Here is a 16,420-nt window from a genome sequence, read left to right as displayed (position 1 = left end):
TTAAGTTGTAATTAATTTTCAGGTGTATTTTCAGGCAATTCTTTAAAATCTAAATCCTTCACGGCCTTTCTAACTTCGAACATAAAATCTGATCCTGGATCCGTCTTTTTGGTACGGTAGCCAGCATCTTTCTCTAACCATAAAGGATGATTTTCAAAAAGAGTATATTCGTAATGTCCTATTAAATAGTCGATATTATATTTTTCCTTAAGATATCGAACCAACCAAATATTCGATTTCAACTGTGCTTTCGTTAGTGGTAATTCATCAGTGCCCCCAACATTTTCAACACCTATTGCACAGTGATTCAGTCCAATAACATGACGCGCCATAGTAGTTTCAGGTAAAAGTCTATAAATGGAACCGTCACGGTCAACCATAAATTGAGAGGATACATTTAGACCACTTACATCTTTAATATCGGGTCTCCAATTTGGTAAGGTAGCAGGATCGAATGCTTCGAAAGATTTTTCAAAAGTAGGAATGACCGTCCAATGCAAAACTATCATTTTAGGAATAATCTGAGGAGTATCTTGCACTAGGCCATATCTATTTTCAAGATATTCCAAGGTTAATATTTTCCGTTCATCATTAAATGTAATAGGATGTTCTATAATCGCTTTTGTAGTAGTACAGGAAACGAATAGTATAATTAACAAAATATAATATGAAATGATTCTCATTGACCGATATTTATAAACTATCCTTTAATACAGCATATTTAATGGTTACTTTTCTTCTACCCCATTCTTTAGCCTTATCGACATTCTCTCCCATGTAGATATCGATTCTGTTTTTCCATCTAGAATGCATTTTATCTTTTACTAGATATACCCCTTCGAAAGTATCAATTTTGACCATGGTATTGTAAACAAGTCCTTTATTTAATAAATCTCGAGATACGGCGATCCATTTTAAACCAGGTTTTATTGAATCACCCCATGCTGTAATGGCCGGGTGTTCATAAGATGTTTGATAGGGAAGTGAATTATAGGCCGTAGCGGTTACTTGTATAGGAACCCAATCATATTTTTCATCTAAGCTTTTATCTTCACAGCAAATTACTGATAAGCTCATGAATAGTATGATTATCCTTTTTATCATACCTACTAATGTAGTTTATTTTCTAAAATTAAAAGGTCGGTATAACTTGCACCCCATGCCTCTTCCAATTCTTTAGGTACAGGCGTGAATGAATAAGTCAATGCGCTTAAAACTATATCTTCGTCACCATCGCCATCAATATCTGCCGAATCCATTAAGAACCATCTAGCCATTTTCGTGTCTGTCAAATGCCCTTGTTTAAAAGTATAATTTTTACTGTTTTCATTCTCGAGATACACAAAATTATATTCAGGGTGATTTTCGTAATCAGGAAAAGTAGCCAAGAGAGCAAAATCCAAATCTCCATCCTGATCAAAATCTTTAGCTATTACTCGAGTTGCCCCATTTAATGGGTGAAAGAAAGTTTCTTTAAAGTTATTCTTGCCATCATTTAAATGAATACGCATTCCATGATAAGGCTTACTTACATATGATTCATCTGCATTGTCACCGTTAACCGTAATTATATCATCATAACCATCGCCATTATAATCTACCAGTTCAAACCAACTAGAGCCATATACGGGACTAAACCTAAGTACTTTTTCAATGGCAAATTCCAAATTTTCTTTCTGATATAAAATATAGACCGCTTCATCACCTTGAGCTGCTAAAACGACTAAATCATCTTTACCATCGGCATTCATATCTTTTGGTATCACCCTTAGTGTTCCTGGGATGTTCAAAATAGATTTTTCAATATAAAAACCATAGGAATCTTTTTCGAGCAAAGTCAACTTTCCCTGTAAATCCCCAAATTCGCTTACCACTATCTCTTCAGTACCATTTTTATCAAGATCTATATAAAGGGTATGAACAGGTCGATGGAGAGAATCCATTAACGATGCCGAGGTATTATTATTTTTTAATATTATTTTTCCACTCGGTATCTCCGAAGGCACTAATAAGCCCATACTCGTAACATAAGTACTATCACCAATAATCATTGCATCTGTAATTGCACGATTAAAATACCCTTTAAGTTTATTCTCTTTCGTTATCAAATCAAAAGATGTTAGTTCCCCTTTTCTTGTGCCTGTTAAAATGGTACTGTTTGCTGTATCGATTTTTAAAAAGGTGTATAAACTTCCAACGGCACTATCCAAAGAAATAGGATTACTGTTAAACTGAGATAGCGGTGAACTTTTTATTCGGTCATTTATTTTGGTAATACTATCAGGTGCCAAATCAATAATATAATTTTTTAAAAGCTCCCAATCTTCTGTTTCAATAATTGGTTTACTAGGAAAGATACCCGTTTTTATTATGGCCATCTGTTCAGGGAAAGATAGATTATGATAGGGATGATTTTCCGAAGTTAAAACACCCATGCGGGCCGCCATTGCTGGGAGTACATTATTTTTCCAAATATCTTTTGGTAAATCTTGAATTTTAGGTGCTATATGACAACTGGCACAATAATTTTCATACAATACAACTTCCCTAGGACGATTTTCTGTAGTACATGAAATAAATAGAAACAAAAAAGAAATATAAAAAGCTGTTTTCAAATCCATAGAAATTATTATGATTTACTTATTATTTAATAAGTTTGGAAGATACCTATACCATTAAAATCTTGCAAGTGATAAATGAAGGCTTTTCTTTAAATTTGCAGGGCTATGAAAAAAGAAAAAAAACCGGATAATATTGTATTCAATGAAGAAACCCAAGAGTATCATGGGAAGCTATCACCTTTTGCTACAGGTGTATCTGCTCCAAAAATAACTCCGCCAGATGTTACTTCATGGAAAAACACACATATTGTAACTGCCAACAACCAATTTAAGGCCCATTACGAAGAACTACAGAATTCGTATAAAAAATTGATGGACAATTTTGAGTACAACAATTTAGTCTACAGTGCTAAGTTTAGTTTTGAGCCTATTGTAGGCAAGGAATATCATTTGTACAAAGCTAAGGACGAGAGCACATTTCTGTCCTTGATTTTACCTCAAGAATGTAACTTTGACCATGTAGGCAGTTTTAGACTTACTGCGGATAAAACTTGGGAGAAGTTATAGTTGGTCTAACCTATTTCATTGACTTTAGCTGTTCTAAAAACGAATCTCATTATATTTTAAAAATTTAAATAAAATTACATTACGAATGAGGAAAATTAAACTATTTCTAGGTATTGCCTTGGTTGGGATTATTACTGCCGCTTATTTCAACTATCCGAAGTTAAATCTTATGTCCGGGTTTGCTTCTAAAAATATGGCTTCTAGCGTATTTATTGCTGATAGAGAGCCAGTAGATGTTTCATTGTACGATAATGATATACCACTAGTGAATTTATCTGACTGTACAGTTTCCGAAGCAGATGAATCGGCTACGGCAACAGTGTACGGGCTCATGCCAAGAATGGCGGTGTACAAAGAAGGTGTAGGTGCCGTGCTTATCAATAAAGAGTTTTCTAAACATAATTTTGAACTAATTCCTAATAGGTTTGTAACTATGGATAGTTTGCCTTTCCCATACGGCAACAACGGAGTTATGGACACCGTTTTAGAAAATGTTGATTATGATAAGTTAGAAGTGGCATTCTCAAATGCATTCAAAGATCCGGAGCAAAAAACAAGGACTCTTTTAGTGGTGTACAAAAATCAGATTATTGGGGAACGTTACATTCGTGGGTTTTCTAAGGATACTAAAATACTAGGCTGGTCTATGACTAAAAGTATATTAGCTACACTATATGGTATTTTGGAATACCAAGGTAAAATGAAGATGGATGACACCCCTTTTTCTGAGGAGATTAACATGAAAAACCCCAAGACGAATATCACTATCAATAACCTATTACGCATGCAAAGCGGGTTAGCTTGGGATGAAAACTATTTTAAAATTTCTGATGTTACACGTATGCTTTTTTTGGATTCTGACATGACCTTGGCACAAAGAAATAAAGACGTCATTGCAGCTCCTACAGAAGTATGGAACTATTCTTCTGGTACTACCAATTTATTGTCCGGTATACTGAGGGAACAATTTAATACCCATCAAGAATATTTAGATTTTCCTTATAAAACATTGATCGATAAAATAGGGATGCATTCAATGCTTTTAGAAACCGATTTAAACGGAAACTATGTATTATCATCTTATGGATGGGCCACTACTCGAGATTGGGCAAAGTTTGGACTTTTATATTTGAACAATGGCGATTGGAACGGTAAACGAATCTTTTCTGAATCTTGGGTAGACTATGTTGCTGAACCCACACAACATTCTAACGGAACTTATGGTGCGCACTTCTGGTTGAACGCTGAGGGTAAATATGTCGATATACCAACAGATTTATATTCGGTTAATGGATTTCAAGGTCAGCGCATTTTTATTATTCCCTCAAAAGACTTGGTCGTGGTACGTACAGGTTTAGAGGAGCAGACCGATGAACAGTTCAATACCTTACTGAAAGAAATCATTCAATCTATTCGATAAATGGGTTGAATTTTTAACCAATCTAATACAATACCACATTTTTACTGTCATACACCACAGATTCTTCTTGTGTGGCAACAATAGTTTCTAGAAACTAGGCAACCTTCCTATATTTACAGTGTTATAAAAAACGAATTAAAAATTTTTCATTTTCATATAGTGTTCTCGTAAAAGAGTCTGTTCTTCACTGATCGGACTCTTTTTAGTTTGAGCAAATTTCAGTTTCCAAGTCTACGATTTTTAGTTCACAGCAATCAATATCCAGTATTCAATTTTTAAAAAAATGCCAACAGCTAAAAGCAATTGGCTAAGTACTGAATAAAGGCCATAGAGCAAAGCCAAAGTGAACTAACAATCTATTTACGGCAGCCAATTATCCTTCCCAAAATTCGGTTTACGCTTTTCAAGGAAAGCATTCCTACCTTCTTTAGCTTCCTCGGTCATATAAGCTAACCGTGTAGCTTCACCAGCGAAAACCTGTTGCCCTACCATGCCATCATCTGTAAGGTTCATTGAGAACTTCAACATTTTAATAGAGATAGGAGATTTCTCTAAAACCTCTTGTGCCCATTGAAAAGCAGTGTCTTCTAATTCATCATGTGGAATCACAGCATTGACCATTCCCATATCAAAAGCATCTTGTGCAGAATAGTTTCTACCCAAGAAGAATATCTCACGCGCTTTTTTCTGTCCCACCATTTTAGCTAGGTATGCAGAACCATACCCACCATCAAAACTGGTAACATCGGCATCCGTTTGCTTAAAAATAGCATGTTCTTTACTAGCCAGTGTCATATCACAAACTACGTGTAAACTATGTCCGCCACCTACGGCCCAACCTGGTACAACGGCAATGACCACCTTAGGCATAAAACGTATCATGCGTTGAACCTCTAAAATATTTAGTCTATGCTGGCCATCTTGCCCAACATACCCTTTCTCTCCCCTAGCCTTTTGATCACCACCACTACAAAAAGACCATATTCCGTCTTTGGTAGAAGGGCCCTCAGCTGACAACAATACCACTCCTATAGAAGTATCTTCTTGTGCATCATAAAATGCCTTTATTAATTCACTGGTTGTGTGCGGTCTGAAAGCATTTCGAACATTAGGTCGGTTAAAAGCGATACGTGCCACACCATCGCATTTTTTATAGGTTATATCTTTAAATTCAATGGCCGTTTGCCAGTCAGTTGATTTCATAATTTCTAATGATTCAATTAGGGTATAAAGATAAGGGTTCACTAACCAGCTTACCAAATATGCAGACAGAACAAGCAACACGTAAAATTAAATCCATTAACTCAAACGAGTTATTTATCGATGCGTTTGAAACAGTGTTTTCATCTAAATTCATATAAGTTTGGGGCTTTCATTAGTATTCTAAATATGAGACAAATTCTTTCTTCTTTTATTAAAACCATTCGCCGAATTTTGGCAGATAAATTAAATCAATACAACACCACGTTACCGTATTTAATTACCGTGATTATTGCTTTAATTGTGGTTGTTGGAGGTATAAATTTGTTTATAGAACTTACCGAGACCCTAAAAACAGAAATTTTGGCTAGTTATGATACGGCTATAACCGATTACATAATTTCGTATCGCACACCTACCCTAACTTCTTACTTCAAATTTGTTACCAATGTAGGAGATACTTATGGGTATTTAATTGTTTTAGGTATGTTCTTTCTCGTTTCTCTATTCGTAATAAAACGTTGGAAATATGTTGCCCAAGCAACATTAGTACTCGCATTGGCAACAATTTCAAATATGATGTTAAAACGATTTATTGATCGTGCACGACCAGGTATAGAACACTTAGTTTCAGTTGAAACCCTTAGTTACCCCAGCGGACATGCCATGAGTGCCATGGCTTTTTATGGATTTTTGATCTTTCTCGTCACTAAATTCAATACTCATAAGGTAACTAAGTTTTTATTGATTGTTATTTTGGTAGTTTTGGTTTTAAGTATTGGTATTAGTCGAATATATTTAGGAGTACATTTTCCATCGGATGTTGCTGGTGGTTTCATTGCCGGTTTCATCTGGATCGTTTTCTGTGTGTTGGTTTTCGACTTAATTGAACTTTTTAGACGAGATCCAAAAACCTAATGTTCAACAGTAATTTTAATATAAAAATAACGTCGTCAAAGATGTTTCATTTAGGGGTTTTGCTACTTTTAGTCTGAAAATATTGCTACGTTAAAAATAATAAACCTTAATTGAATGATGTCTTCAAACAAAATTGCATTGGTAACGGGCGGTGGTCGCGGATTAGGTAAAAATATGGCGCTAAGTATAGCTAAAAAAGGTTTAGATGTAATATTGACCTATCACGCTAACAAAGAGGCAGCTGACGATGTGGTAGCCGAAATTAAAAATCTTCGGCAACAAGCAGTTGCTTTTCAATTGGATACAAGTGATACTTCAGGATTTAAAGCATTTTTTGAAGGGATATCTTCCTATTTAAAGCAAAAGTATAATACAGAATCTTTCGATTATTTAATAAACAATGCCGGAACCGGAATTTACAAACCCTTTCTGGAAACTACGGAAAGTGATTTTGATGAGATGATGAATATTCATATCAAGGGAGTATATTTTCTGAGTCAACAAGCAGTTCCATTACTATCCGATGGTGGCGGAATTATTAATATATCTTCTGGACTCGCCCGTTTTTCATTACCTGGTTCGTCCGCATACGCAAGTATGAAAGGTGCCGTTGATGTATTTACTAGATATTTGGCAAAAGAATTAGGCGATAGAAAAATAAGAGCCAATGTCGTTGCCCCTGGTGCGGTTGCAACCGATTTCGGTGGCGGTGAGAATAAGGATAATGATAAAAAGAGAGCTTTAATAAGTCAAAACACAGCATTGGGCCGTGTTGGTGAACCCGAAGACATTGGTGGTATTGTTGCCTTTTTATGTACAGAAGACGCTCGTTGGATCAATGGTCAACGTATCGAGGCCTCTGGTGGTATTATGCTTTAATTCTAACAAATGAACAAAATTCATAATTTTAGATTCTGCAGTAATTTCGATTCCTTGTTTGAAAGAATAATAGCATAAGCTTAAAAGAAACACAATTACATAAATTTTATGGAACAAATTAAAATAGTATTTTTCCTTTTAGGTTCTTTTTTCGGAATGGAAGATGGTCTAATAGCTGCTAATGAAACTGTAGTTACGGTTTACCCTAAAGAGCATAAAATAGAAATTATACAGAATAATCTATTCGCTATCGTTCAGTTAGAAAAGGACACTATTCTTGTGTCAGAGCAATGGAATAAAATTACTAAGTGGAATGAGCAAAAAACTGGTTGGTCGAATGATCTTGAAGATTTTTCTGAAAAAAATATATCCTTTCGAATAATAGATAATGATTCCATACAGCCACATTTATCTCTTACCTATTCCAATGAAAAAGATTTACGTAAATTGGGTATTTGGTATGATGCAGAAAAAAATCAATTTTCAATAAATCACATCCCTAATGACAATATAACATCGAATGACGGACAACTGGTAGGTAATTATTATATTTTTGATGGAAATAAACCCTTTACCTTCACTATTCAACCATTCTTACAAATGCTCGATGTTTATAAGTCATATAAACGACCTTTAAACGAAGTAATACATAGTAATAATTAATACCGATTATTTATTAAAAAACACGTTAATAATTACATATCGTTTTTTTAGCCCGTATTTTAAACAAAATGGTTAATTTCTAAAGCAAGGGTATTTACCTAATTAAAATACCCCCTATTCTTCATCTCAATTCATTTACAACTCAACTTCAAACTTTTTAAGTGAATGAAACTTAGCAAAATCCAAGTAAAGCCTTTATCTATATAGTTTCAATATTTTTATTTTGTAATGCCTCGATTGTTTTTCGTTAATAACTTCTTGCAAGTCTCTTTGTAAGTATTTGCTTTCAATATTGGAAAAAACGAACTTCGTTATCATCCGCTAAAAGGATTTAAAACTTCTTTTAGCTCACTGTTGGCGGTAATTTGAAAAATTCATGTGTGACAAAAACAGAAATCAAAACTATGAAGAAAAGATTGTTATTGCTGGTTATTTATCTGGCGTTCATAAGCCTCGGATTACCAGATTCACTGCTTGGTTCGGGTTGGCCTTCAATGTTCAAAAGCTTAAACGTACCAATACATTTTGCCGGTATTATATCAATGATTGTCGCTTCGGGAACCGTTATATCCAGTTTATTTAGTGGAAGGTTAATACAACGTTTCGGTGTTGCAACCATAACGACCATAAGTGTTCTTATGACCGCTCTTGCCCTTTTAGGGTTCGCACATTCGGAAAATTTCATTTTTATCTGCTTGCTATCTATTCCTTTGGGTTTAGGTGCCGGATGTGTGGACGTGGCGTTGAATAATTATGTGGCCCTCCACTTTAGGGCGATTCACATGAACTGGTTGCACTGTTTTTGGGGCGTTGGGGCCGCAATTGGTCCTATCCTAATGGCAAGATATTTAACAATGGGGCAATCATGGACAAACGGATATAATACGGTAGGATGGATTCAAATGGGGTTGGTCTTTATATTGCTATTGTCTATTCCATTATGGGTCAGAAAACAGAAAAATCAAGACGAACCCGACGATTCAAAATCTAAGTTATCCTTAATAAAACTACTTTCGATACCTGGTATCAAATCAGCCTTGACCGTTTTCTTTTGCTATTGTACGATTGAAGCAACCTTTGGTCTATGGGGTGCGAGTTACCTTGTTTTGGTAAGGGATCTTAAGGCTGAGGATGCAGCAAAATTTGTGGCAATATACTATGCAGGCATTACAATTGGGAGATTCATTTCTGGCTTCGTTTCATTAAAACTGGACAATCAAACTTTGGTTAAAATAGGGCAGGGATTGATCTTATTAGGGATATTCACCCTGATATTACCATTTCAAGCCACCATCTTACCAGGCTTCTTCCTTATAGGTTTTGGTTGTGCTCCTATATTCCCAAGCTTATTGCATAATACTCCTCACAATTTTGGAGAAACAAATTCGGAATCGATTATGGGTTTGCAAATGGCTTCCGCCTACACTGGAATTACATTAATGCCGTTTGCCTTTGGAAAACTTGCTTCATATATAGGATTTTCATCTTTGATCTGGTTTTTGATCATAGTTTTAGCCATAAAAATTTATATGAATATGGACCTAAATAAAAGAGTTTTAAATAAAAACTACCGCCAACACCGTATATAAACCATAGCTATTACAGGCTTTTCTAGAAGTTTTTGTGTATTTGAGAAGACCGCCAAATTTTTAAATTTGGCTTTTAAGATTGATAAGTTAAAAACAAAATATAAAAATTCGGCTCTGTGTTTATCCGAAAAGTTAGCGTCTTTTTACACGCTACGTTTCATACACAAACCGATAACGAAACCCCAACTACCCCTTATTCTTCTCCTCAATCCATCTCCCCATAAACTTCGTAGCCGTCAAGGTTTGGTACTGTAATAGGTTACCTATAAAATTTTGCGTACGGTGCTTTGTCAGTTCGTTTTGAAGCTGTTCCAGTTTTTGCTCCAAAATAAGGGTTAAACTAATTTTTGAATATAAGGTGTTGATCAGGGTTCTTCCTTGTTCTTGGGCCATTTTCCATGTCTGTGGATCTGTATATAAACGAACTGCAGCTTCAACGAATGCAGTATGGTCATTTTCAATAGATCCGTTCCAATCTAAAATACCGTACATACCTTCTGCACCTACCGTGGTCGTAACGCTAGGTGTTCCGTTTTGCATAGCAGATAACAATTTACCTTTTACACCGGCACCAAATCGTAAAGGTGCTAAACATATTTTCGCCGCTTTCATGACCGCGTCAGCATCTTCTGCCCTGCCCTTAACTAAAAAGCCTTCTTTAGGGTTATGCATTTCTAGTATCTGTTGAGGTAAATATGCTCCGTAAATATTCAATTTAGCTTCTGGTAATTGCGCATGTATCAAAGGCCAAATCGTAGTTTTTAGCAGTTTTATGGCATCTATATTAGGGGCATGTTTTCCGCCACCAATGAATATAAAACCGTTTCGGTCTTCAAAAGATTTCCACTTCGTTTCTTGGGTAATTTCATCTACCATAAAAGGAAGTAACAATAGTAGACTTTTATCTATTTTTATAACATCAGTTAATAATTCCCATTCAAAACTTGAGATAATCAAAGAAAGGTCACATCGATAAATGCTAGCAATTTCACGCTTGGTTTTATCATCTTGTAACCAAGTGTTCGTAGTAAATTCAATATCCTTTCTAAAACATTGCTCACGTACATGACGAAGCGAATGCAAATCTTCGGTATCCAAAATCCGAAGTGCATCTGGACAATTTTCAGCTACCCGCCAACCAAACTGTTCTTCGGTCAGAAATCTATCGAACAATACCACACTAGGGTTTAATTTTTTTACGAAAACATCAAAAGAACAATCGTTCATTTTAATATCCTCCATCTTAAATCCTAAGGAGTGAAAATCAAAAGAAAACTGAGATTTAGACGCTGCAGAAGCTATGGTAATAGCATATCCATGCTTTTTAAATACATCTAATAACTGTATCATACGCACACCAGCAGCTGTTGAAGCAGGTTCTGGCCAAACTAATGCAATTACTAGGAGGGTTTTGTTATTTGTTTGAAAAGTATTTTTTGTTTCGATGTCCTATGGTGTTTTTTCAAAGATAGAGAGTAGAGTTCAGCTATGAATGAAAATTGTTATTTTAGTAATACTATCAAATATCAGTTCGCAATTATTAGATCAAAGGTTTTTGCGAGGAGCTTTTTGCAACGAAGCAATTGCAGAATTGATGTTACTATAGGTTTTTGACTACGCTCAGGATGGCATACTAACAAATGACCCCCACCTAAAAAGCACTAACCCCAATCTCATCAACTACCACGACCCCATAATCAGTTTGGTCGAATATGAATTTTAGACTTTTTAACTGATCCATACTAAAGTTAGGATTCTGTGACGCAAAAACAGATAAGGGAAAATGATAGGTCTGTAATTGGATTTCCCAATCATTGCCAATCATATCCTTATCTAAAAATTTGAATTTTGTGAAGCGGGTTTTTAAGGGCTTAGGAATCCCCTTTATATCACTCACTTTAATAGCGGCAGTTTGGCCAAGATTATCTGTCAACAAAATGGTAAAGTCTAATTGAGGGACTTCTCGTTCTTCATCATCCTTTTTTTGTTCAATATCCTCTTGCGTCAGATTTATAGCTAACCACTTATGATTTCCTGCCCCCAAAGTAATTTGTAAGCTTGATTCTGATACGAAAAGCGGTCTGACAGCGTTGGACAAGGTAACCTCATAAACCCCTTTCTTAGCCGAGCTTTTCAGGTCTTTATAATCCCAACCCAAGATAACCCCGCTATTCTCTTGACTATTCTCGTCACGCGTAGGTAAAATCTGTTCTTTCCATAATGCTAAATCCGTTGCCTGTAACGTAGTACTATCCGTTGCTGTAGTAATGTCTAAATCTTCCTCAAAATCAGCTATTAATTTTAAATCAGAAGACTCGAAATGCGTTAAATAATGCTCCATAGGCAACCATTGTTTTGCAACGGCCACATTCTTAAAAATAGTACGATATTCTTGCTTATTCTTAAGCGTTGCTTCTGCAAAAGCACTTACAAAAACTTTGGCGGTTTCTTGCTGTTGATCTTCTTTAAGTAAAGGATCCAGATTCAATAACCATTTAGATGGAGCACCAAAATCTGCATTGCCCCAAGTACTGTTAAACTGACCGTGATTGGCATGGTGAATATACACCCCAGATTTAAACCTAGAAATAGAATCTGTATACTGTAACCTACGGTAGGGCCGCATACCCCAAAAACTGACTTCATCAGAATCATACGAGCCTTGTATGCTTAAAAAATTAATGTCCTTTAAAATGATTTTTCGGTTATATCTGTAATCTGTTGGTGCAAGGGCAACCACAGCCTTTATGTTATAATTAAAATTAAATTTTTCCTTTGCTTCATCAGGAAAGTAAGGCAATTTATTATATGCCGCAGCGATAGACACTGCCTCTCCACCTCTAGAATGACCCACTAACATGATATTTTCCATATCAATTTTACCTGCTAGTTCATGACCTATTTCTGAATTCCAACTACTCCATTGTTCTAGGTGCTTTAAGAGCAACCAAGCTCTGGCAGGCATTTCTTTACCCATAAAATCACCAGACCAATGAGCGTTTAAGAAATTCTCATCAATAGATACAGCAATAATTCCCCTACTGGCCAATAGATTACCCAGATAGCCATACCCATCATCAGAATAATCGATCATGCTATGATTACCATGTACAATGAGTGTTAGCGGAAAAGGCCCTTCACCGTCCGGCATATATACCCGACCATTTAAAGGGAAATTTTCGGCTCCGAAGCCCCAATAGCGTTCACGCCATTTTTTCTTTTTATCCTTCCAATCGGGTATTAGCCATTTCCCGTTTACAGAGTTGGTCGTAAAGGTAACACCCGTTGCAAATTCTTCTCGTTGTTCGTCAGTACCACTACCATATGTAAACGCTTTTACCTTATACGAACCATTAGAAGCAGGGTTTTTAAATAATACTTCGGATGGTGGAAACGTAACGTCATCTGAAAAAGCCAAAGGAGCTTCTTTTTCAAAAGGATCAGAACCAGGTGAAGCCAATACAAATAGAATATAGCCCACACCAATTAGCATTAAGCCAAAAAATAAGCTAGATGGCAATGTTCTCTTTCGTTGAAACAAATACAGTGAAATGCAAAATAAAATACCCAGCGTAACAACCAAACTATAGAATAGCGTTGGCCAACCAAATCCGAATATTTTTAAAATGATAAAACCGATAATACCACTAGAAATAGCAGTGATAGATTTTACGGGGATTATATGAGACCCTTTTACGAGTAAGTTTAAGATTCCGTAAACGGTAAGGTTAATTAGTATACCTAAAATAATACCAATGAGCATCATTACAATAGGATGCCACCCTGTTAGAAAATGATAACCGACTATGCCATAAAAAATAAGTGATAATAAAATGATGAATGAGAGAAGCCGGTTTTTCATTTGAGGTACTTATTCTTAAGGTTTAAGCATATGAATTTAACCATCTTAATTGAATATTGATAACCCTTAAGTCATTTTTGAAAATTCGGTAATAGAATTTAGGTGAGATTATAGCATTGACGAGGTTATCCCTAAAATTTAAGAATACCTTATTCGAGATAACAAACATTAAGTTTTGGCTTCTTATTCATCACTTACGCCCAATCACCATTATAAAACTTACATCTTCGCTGCGAACTTCTTAGAAATCTTAGAACGTAGTTTACGCTCATAATCTTCCTCTAACCACTCTTTGTAGTTCTTGGTATTGTTCATGATACAATACGAATATTGACGAACCCTATACTTTATTTCTTCTTTCAGCTTTTTTGCCAAAATTCGGGCATCAAAAACATCTTCAGAATTTTCAACACATATTTTTGCATGTTGCTCAATACTTTTCTCCAATACCAGTTTAGATTTCTCACCATTGGCAAAACTCTTCTTGTATTCAGCTTTAATATCAAAATCAATTTCAGTTGACTTTGCAAACTCCGCCCTTAAATCAGGTGGCATTTCGTATACAAATTCCCGTTCAATTTCCTCATCATTCTTGATGTTTTCTAGATAGAAATCTGGAAAATGAAAAATCTCCTGCCAATCAATACCCGCATTCCACAATCCGAAACGAGCAACGTTGTTACCCATATCAATAACGTTGAAATTCTCTTTATGGGGCAAGTATCGAGATCCACGACCAATCATTTGAAAATAAAGGGTAAGGGAACGAGTAGCACGGTTTAGAATAATAGTTTCAACACTAGGCTCATCAAAACCAGTAGTTAAAATACTAACCGATGTCAGTATGGCATCTGGTGTTTCTTTAAACCATTTCAGAATCTCTTTACGTTCAGATGCGTTATTCTTATTATCAAGATGGCGAATATTGTACCCTGCCTTTTTAAAAATTTCGCAGACATACCTAGAAGTATTTATTCCGTTGTTAAAAATAAGTGTTTTCGTTCCTTTTGCAATTTCACTATAAGCCGCTACCAACTTATTAAGCATACTATGGTTACCATACAGCTCATCAGAAGATTTTACGGTGTAATCACCACTAATACCTAATTTTAAAGTTTGAAGGCTAACATCATAATTGTACATATTCGCCTTAGCCAAGAACTTTTTCTGAATCAACGATTCAATAGATTCGCCCACAATCAACTTTTTATAGTTGTCTTTCATGGGAAGCTTAATGTTTGAACTAAGCGGAGTTGCAGTAACACCAAGAATTACGGAGTTCTCAAAAAACTTAAATAGCTTTCGAAAAGAGTTATAATGCGCCTCATCAATAATGACAAGACCTATATTATTTATTTCTATTTTTTCTTCTTGTAGTCGGTTGTTCAACGTTTCGACCATGGCCACAAAGCACATATACTCGTTCTGGTCTTGCCACTCTTTAACTTCACTATTAATAATCTTATTCTTTACCCCAAACCCCTTTAACATTTTAGAGGTCTGTTGACTCAATTCTATACGGTGGGTAAGTACAACTACCTTTTTCTTGGTGCGTTCTATGTAACGCTTTGCAATTTCAGAGAATACAACGGTTTTACCACCACCCGTAGGTAATTGGTATAATAAGTTCGAATTATCGCCATTATCATCTAAATAATTAAAAATTTTATTTAGATCTTCCTCTTGATAATCGTATAAGGTCTTCTCAGTACTATATTTTTGTAGCTTCAAAAGGTGTGTAGGCGTTAATTATATTAATAATGCAAAAACCTTATAAAATTATGTGATTTTTATGGGTATATGAAATAAAAAAAATAAATACATAATATTAATATCCCTTGTTCATATCTACCATATTCAGAAGTTCTTCACCAGATTGCAATCGTTTATAATTCTCTATTAATTGGGGAATAACAGAATTGGTATCGGAAACACTTGCATAATGGGGAGTCATGTGTATTTTATCATGGTTCCAAAACGGATGTGAAGTGGGTAAAGGTTCTGTATGATAAACATCTAAACAAGCCCCGGATAAGTGTCCGTTATCTATCAACGCCAACAAATCTTCGTCTACCATATGTCCGCCTCTCGCAACATTGATAACATAGGCATTTTTAGGTAGCTGTAATAATAGTTCTTTATTCAGAATACCTTCCGTAGCAGGGGTTAACGGTAATAAACAAACCAAAACATCGGTAGATTCCAGAAAATCAGACAATGAATCAGGGCCAGAAAAAGTAGTTACGTTCTTTATTTTTTTAGCACTACGGCTCCACCCTTGAACCTTAAACCCATATCTGGTAAGATCAGTACCCGTAAGCGCACCTAATTCACCTAGACCTAATATACCAATGGTTACATCTTTTATCCTTAAATACTCCATTGGCTCCCAAATATTCGCTATTTGTTTTGCTTTATAGGTGTTCAGGTTTTTAAGATGGGCCAAAATTACCGCCAAAACATGTTCAGACATGTCACTAGCTAAATATGGGTCAACAATACGAGTTATAGGAATATCCTGAGGACGAGAGGCGTCTTCAAATAAATAATCTACACCAGCACCAGCCGAAGCAATACACTTTAAATTTGGATACCCTGAAAGTGAACCAGAAGGATGTTTCCAGGTGATGGCCATGGTAATTTCATCTTTTGGATGATCCTCTAAAAAACTATACACCTCTAATGAGCTGTCAGCCTTTAACAATGCTTTTTTCCAAAGCTCGATTTTGTGGTCTTGTCTAATAATTACAACTGCCATATT

General features: G+C 35.5%; 14 protein-coding genes. 6 read left to right on the top strand and 8 right to left on the bottom strand.

The genetic code is table 11. From position 1 onward, the window contains the following. Positions 1–11 precede the first annotated feature (11 nt). Genes AACZ41_RS05010 through AACZ41_RS05000 form a run of 3 tightly spaced genes read right to left on the bottom strand, consistent with a single transcriptional unit; the run spans position 12 to position 2,621 of the window. On the bottom strand, positions 12–683 hold the full coding sequence (locus AACZ41_RS05010) for a peptidoglycan recognition family protein (RefSeq protein WP_339627242.1): 672 nt from the start codon (positions 681–683) through the stop codon (positions 12–14). 10 nt (positions 684–693) lie between these two features. Continuing rightward, positions 694–1,077 carry a hypothetical protein gene (locus AACZ41_RS05005; RefSeq protein WP_339627240.1) on the bottom strand — a complete coding sequence of 128 codons (384 nt, stop codon included), beginning with the start codon at positions 1,075–1,077 and terminating at the stop codon, positions 694–696. Positions 1,078–1,109: 32 nt separating this feature from the next. Next, the gene (locus AACZ41_RS05000) at positions 1,110–2,621 is read right to left on the bottom strand and encodes an FG-GAP-like repeat-containing protein (RefSeq protein ID WP_339627238.1); all 1,512 of its coding nucleotides are present in this window, start codon (positions 2,619–2,621) and stop codon (positions 1,110–1,112) included. A 105-nt stretch (positions 2,622–2,726) separates the two neighbouring features. Here AACZ41_RS05000 and AACZ41_RS04995 point away from each other — a divergent pair, with 105 nt between their 5' ends. Both AACZ41_RS04995 and AACZ41_RS04990 read left to right on the top strand, forming a co-directional pair. Continuing rightward, complete coding sequence (locus tag AACZ41_RS04995) at positions 2,727–3,128, top strand: DUF2452 domain-containing protein (RefSeq protein WP_339627236.1); 402 nt, start codon at positions 2,727–2,729, stop codon at positions 3,126–3,128. A gap of 85 nt (positions 3,129–3,213) precedes the next feature. Next, a complete protein-coding gene (locus AACZ41_RS04990; RefSeq protein WP_339627234.1) occupies positions 3,214–4,548 on the top strand; it encodes a serine hydrolase in 1,335 nt (444 codons plus the stop codon). 360 nt (positions 4,549–4,908) lie between these two features. Here the strand turns inward: AACZ41_RS04990 and AACZ41_RS04985 are convergent, their stop codons facing one another. Beyond that, positions 4,909–5,751: a 1,4-dihydroxy-2-naphthoyl-CoA synthase gene (locus AACZ41_RS04985; protein WP_339627232.1), complete on the bottom strand. Its 843-nt coding sequence runs from the start codon at positions 5,749–5,751 to the stop codon at positions 4,909–4,911. Positions 5,752–5,937: 186 nt separating this feature from the next. Here AACZ41_RS04985 and AACZ41_RS04980 point away from each other — a divergent pair, with 186 nt between their 5' ends. The 4 genes from AACZ41_RS04980 to AACZ41_RS04965 all read left to right on the top strand — a co-directional run bounded on the left by AACZ41_RS04980 (position 5,938) and on the right by AACZ41_RS04965 (position 9,797). Next, on the top strand, positions 5,938–6,666 hold the full coding sequence (locus AACZ41_RS04980; RefSeq protein WP_339627230.1) for a phosphatase PAP2 family protein: 729 nt from the start codon (positions 5,938–5,940) through the stop codon (positions 6,664–6,666). 114 nt (positions 6,667–6,780) lie between these two features. Continuing rightward, positions 6,781–7,545 carry an SDR family oxidoreductase gene (locus tag AACZ41_RS04975; RefSeq protein ID WP_339627228.1) on the top strand — a complete coding sequence of 255 codons (765 nt, stop codon included), beginning with the start codon at positions 6,781–6,783 and terminating at the stop codon, positions 7,543–7,545. A 108-nt stretch (positions 7,546–7,653) separates the two neighbouring features. Beyond that, positions 7,654–8,208 carry a hypothetical protein gene (locus AACZ41_RS04970; protein WP_339627227.1) on the top strand — a complete coding sequence of 185 codons (555 nt, stop codon included), beginning with the start codon at positions 7,654–7,656 and terminating at the stop codon, positions 8,206–8,208. 404 nt (positions 8,209–8,612) lie between these two features. After that, a complete protein-coding gene (locus AACZ41_RS04965) occupies positions 8,613–9,797 on the top strand; it encodes an MFS transporter (protein ID WP_339627226.1) in 1,185 nt (394 codons plus the stop codon). 186 nt (positions 9,798–9,983) lie between these two features. Here the strand turns inward: AACZ41_RS04965 and AACZ41_RS04960 are convergent, their stop codons facing one another. The 4 genes from AACZ41_RS04960 to AACZ41_RS04945 form a co-directional block, all read right to left on the bottom strand. Beyond that, on the bottom strand, positions 9,984–11,147 hold the full coding sequence (locus tag AACZ41_RS04960; RefSeq protein WP_339627225.1) for a glycosyltransferase: 1,164 nt from the start codon (positions 11,145–11,147) through the stop codon (positions 9,984–9,986). Positions 11,148–11,448: 301 nt separating this feature from the next. Then, positions 11,449–13,659, bottom strand: coding sequence for a hypothetical protein (locus AACZ41_RS04955; protein WP_339627223.1), 2,211 nt, complete (start codon positions 13,657–13,659; stop codon positions 11,449–11,451). A 219-nt stretch (positions 13,660–13,878) separates the two neighbouring features. Beyond that, the gene (locus tag AACZ41_RS04950; protein WP_339627221.1) at positions 13,879–15,390 is read right to left on the bottom strand and encodes a DEAD/DEAH box helicase; all 1,512 of its coding nucleotides are present in this window, start codon (positions 15,388–15,390) and stop codon (positions 13,879–13,881) included. A 97-nt stretch (positions 15,391–15,487) separates the two neighbouring features. Continuing rightward, positions 15,488–16,417, bottom strand: coding sequence for a glyoxylate/hydroxypyruvate reductase A (locus AACZ41_RS04945; RefSeq protein WP_339627219.1), 930 nt, complete (start codon positions 16,415–16,417; stop codon positions 15,488–15,490). Positions 16,418–16,420 lie beyond the last annotated feature (3 nt).

Origin of the sequence: uncultured Maribacter sp. (assembly GCF_963974015.1) — a bacterium.
Lineage (GTDB): Bacteria > Bacteroidota > Bacteroidia > Flavobacteriales > Flavobacteriaceae > Maribacter.
The sequence above is the reverse complement of the archived record's forward strand: the minus strand, read 5'-3'. Positions and strand labels throughout refer to the sequence as shown.

Excerpts from the sequence above, each read along its gene's own strand:
- AACZ41_RS04975 (WP_339627228.1), top strand. The coding sequence starts at position 6,781 with ATGATGTCTTCAAACAAAATTGCATTGGTAACGGGCGGTGGTCGCGGA.
- AACZ41_RS04960 (WP_339627225.1), bottom strand. The coding sequence starts at position 11,147 with ATGATACAGTTATTAGATGTATTTAAAAAGCATGGATATGCTATTACC.
- AACZ41_RS05000 (WP_339627238.1), bottom strand. The coding sequence starts at position 2,621 with ATGGATTTGAAAACAGCTTTTTATATTTCTTTTTTGTTTCTATTTATT.
- AACZ41_RS04965 (WP_339627226.1), top strand. The coding sequence starts at position 8,613 with ATGAAGAAAAGATTGTTATTGCTGGTTATTTATCTGGCGTTCATAAGC.
- AACZ41_RS04990 (WP_339627234.1), top strand. The coding sequence starts at position 3,214 with ATGAGGAAAATTAAACTATTTCTAGGTATTGCCTTGGTTGGGATTATT.
- AACZ41_RS04945 (WP_339627219.1), bottom strand. The coding sequence starts at position 16,417 with ATGGCAGTTGTAATTATTAGACAAGACCACAAAATCGAGCTTTGGAAA.
- AACZ41_RS04980 (WP_339627230.1), top strand. The coding sequence starts at position 5,938 with ATGAGACAAATTCTTTCTTCTTTTATTAAAACCATTCGCCGAATTTTG.
- AACZ41_RS05005 (WP_339627240.1), bottom strand. The coding sequence starts at position 1,077 with ATGAGCTTATCAGTAATTTGCTGTGAAGATAAAAGCTTAGATGAAAAA.
- AACZ41_RS04985 (WP_339627232.1), bottom strand. The coding sequence starts at position 5,751 with ATGAAATCAACTGACTGGCAAACGGCCATTGAATTTAAAGATATAACC.
- AACZ41_RS04955 (WP_339627223.1), bottom strand. The coding sequence starts at position 13,659 with ATGAAAAACCGGCTTCTCTCATTCATCATTTTATTATCACTTATTTTT.
- AACZ41_RS05010 (WP_339627242.1), bottom strand. The coding sequence starts at position 683 with ATGAGAATCATTTCATATTATATTTTGTTAATTATACTATTCGTTTCC.
- AACZ41_RS04970 (WP_339627227.1), top strand. The coding sequence starts at position 7,654 with ATGGAACAAATTAAAATAGTATTTTTCCTTTTAGGTTCTTTTTTCGGA.
- AACZ41_RS04995 (WP_339627236.1), top strand. The coding sequence starts at position 2,727 with ATGAAAAAAGAAAAAAAACCGGATAATATTGTATTCAATGAAGAAACC.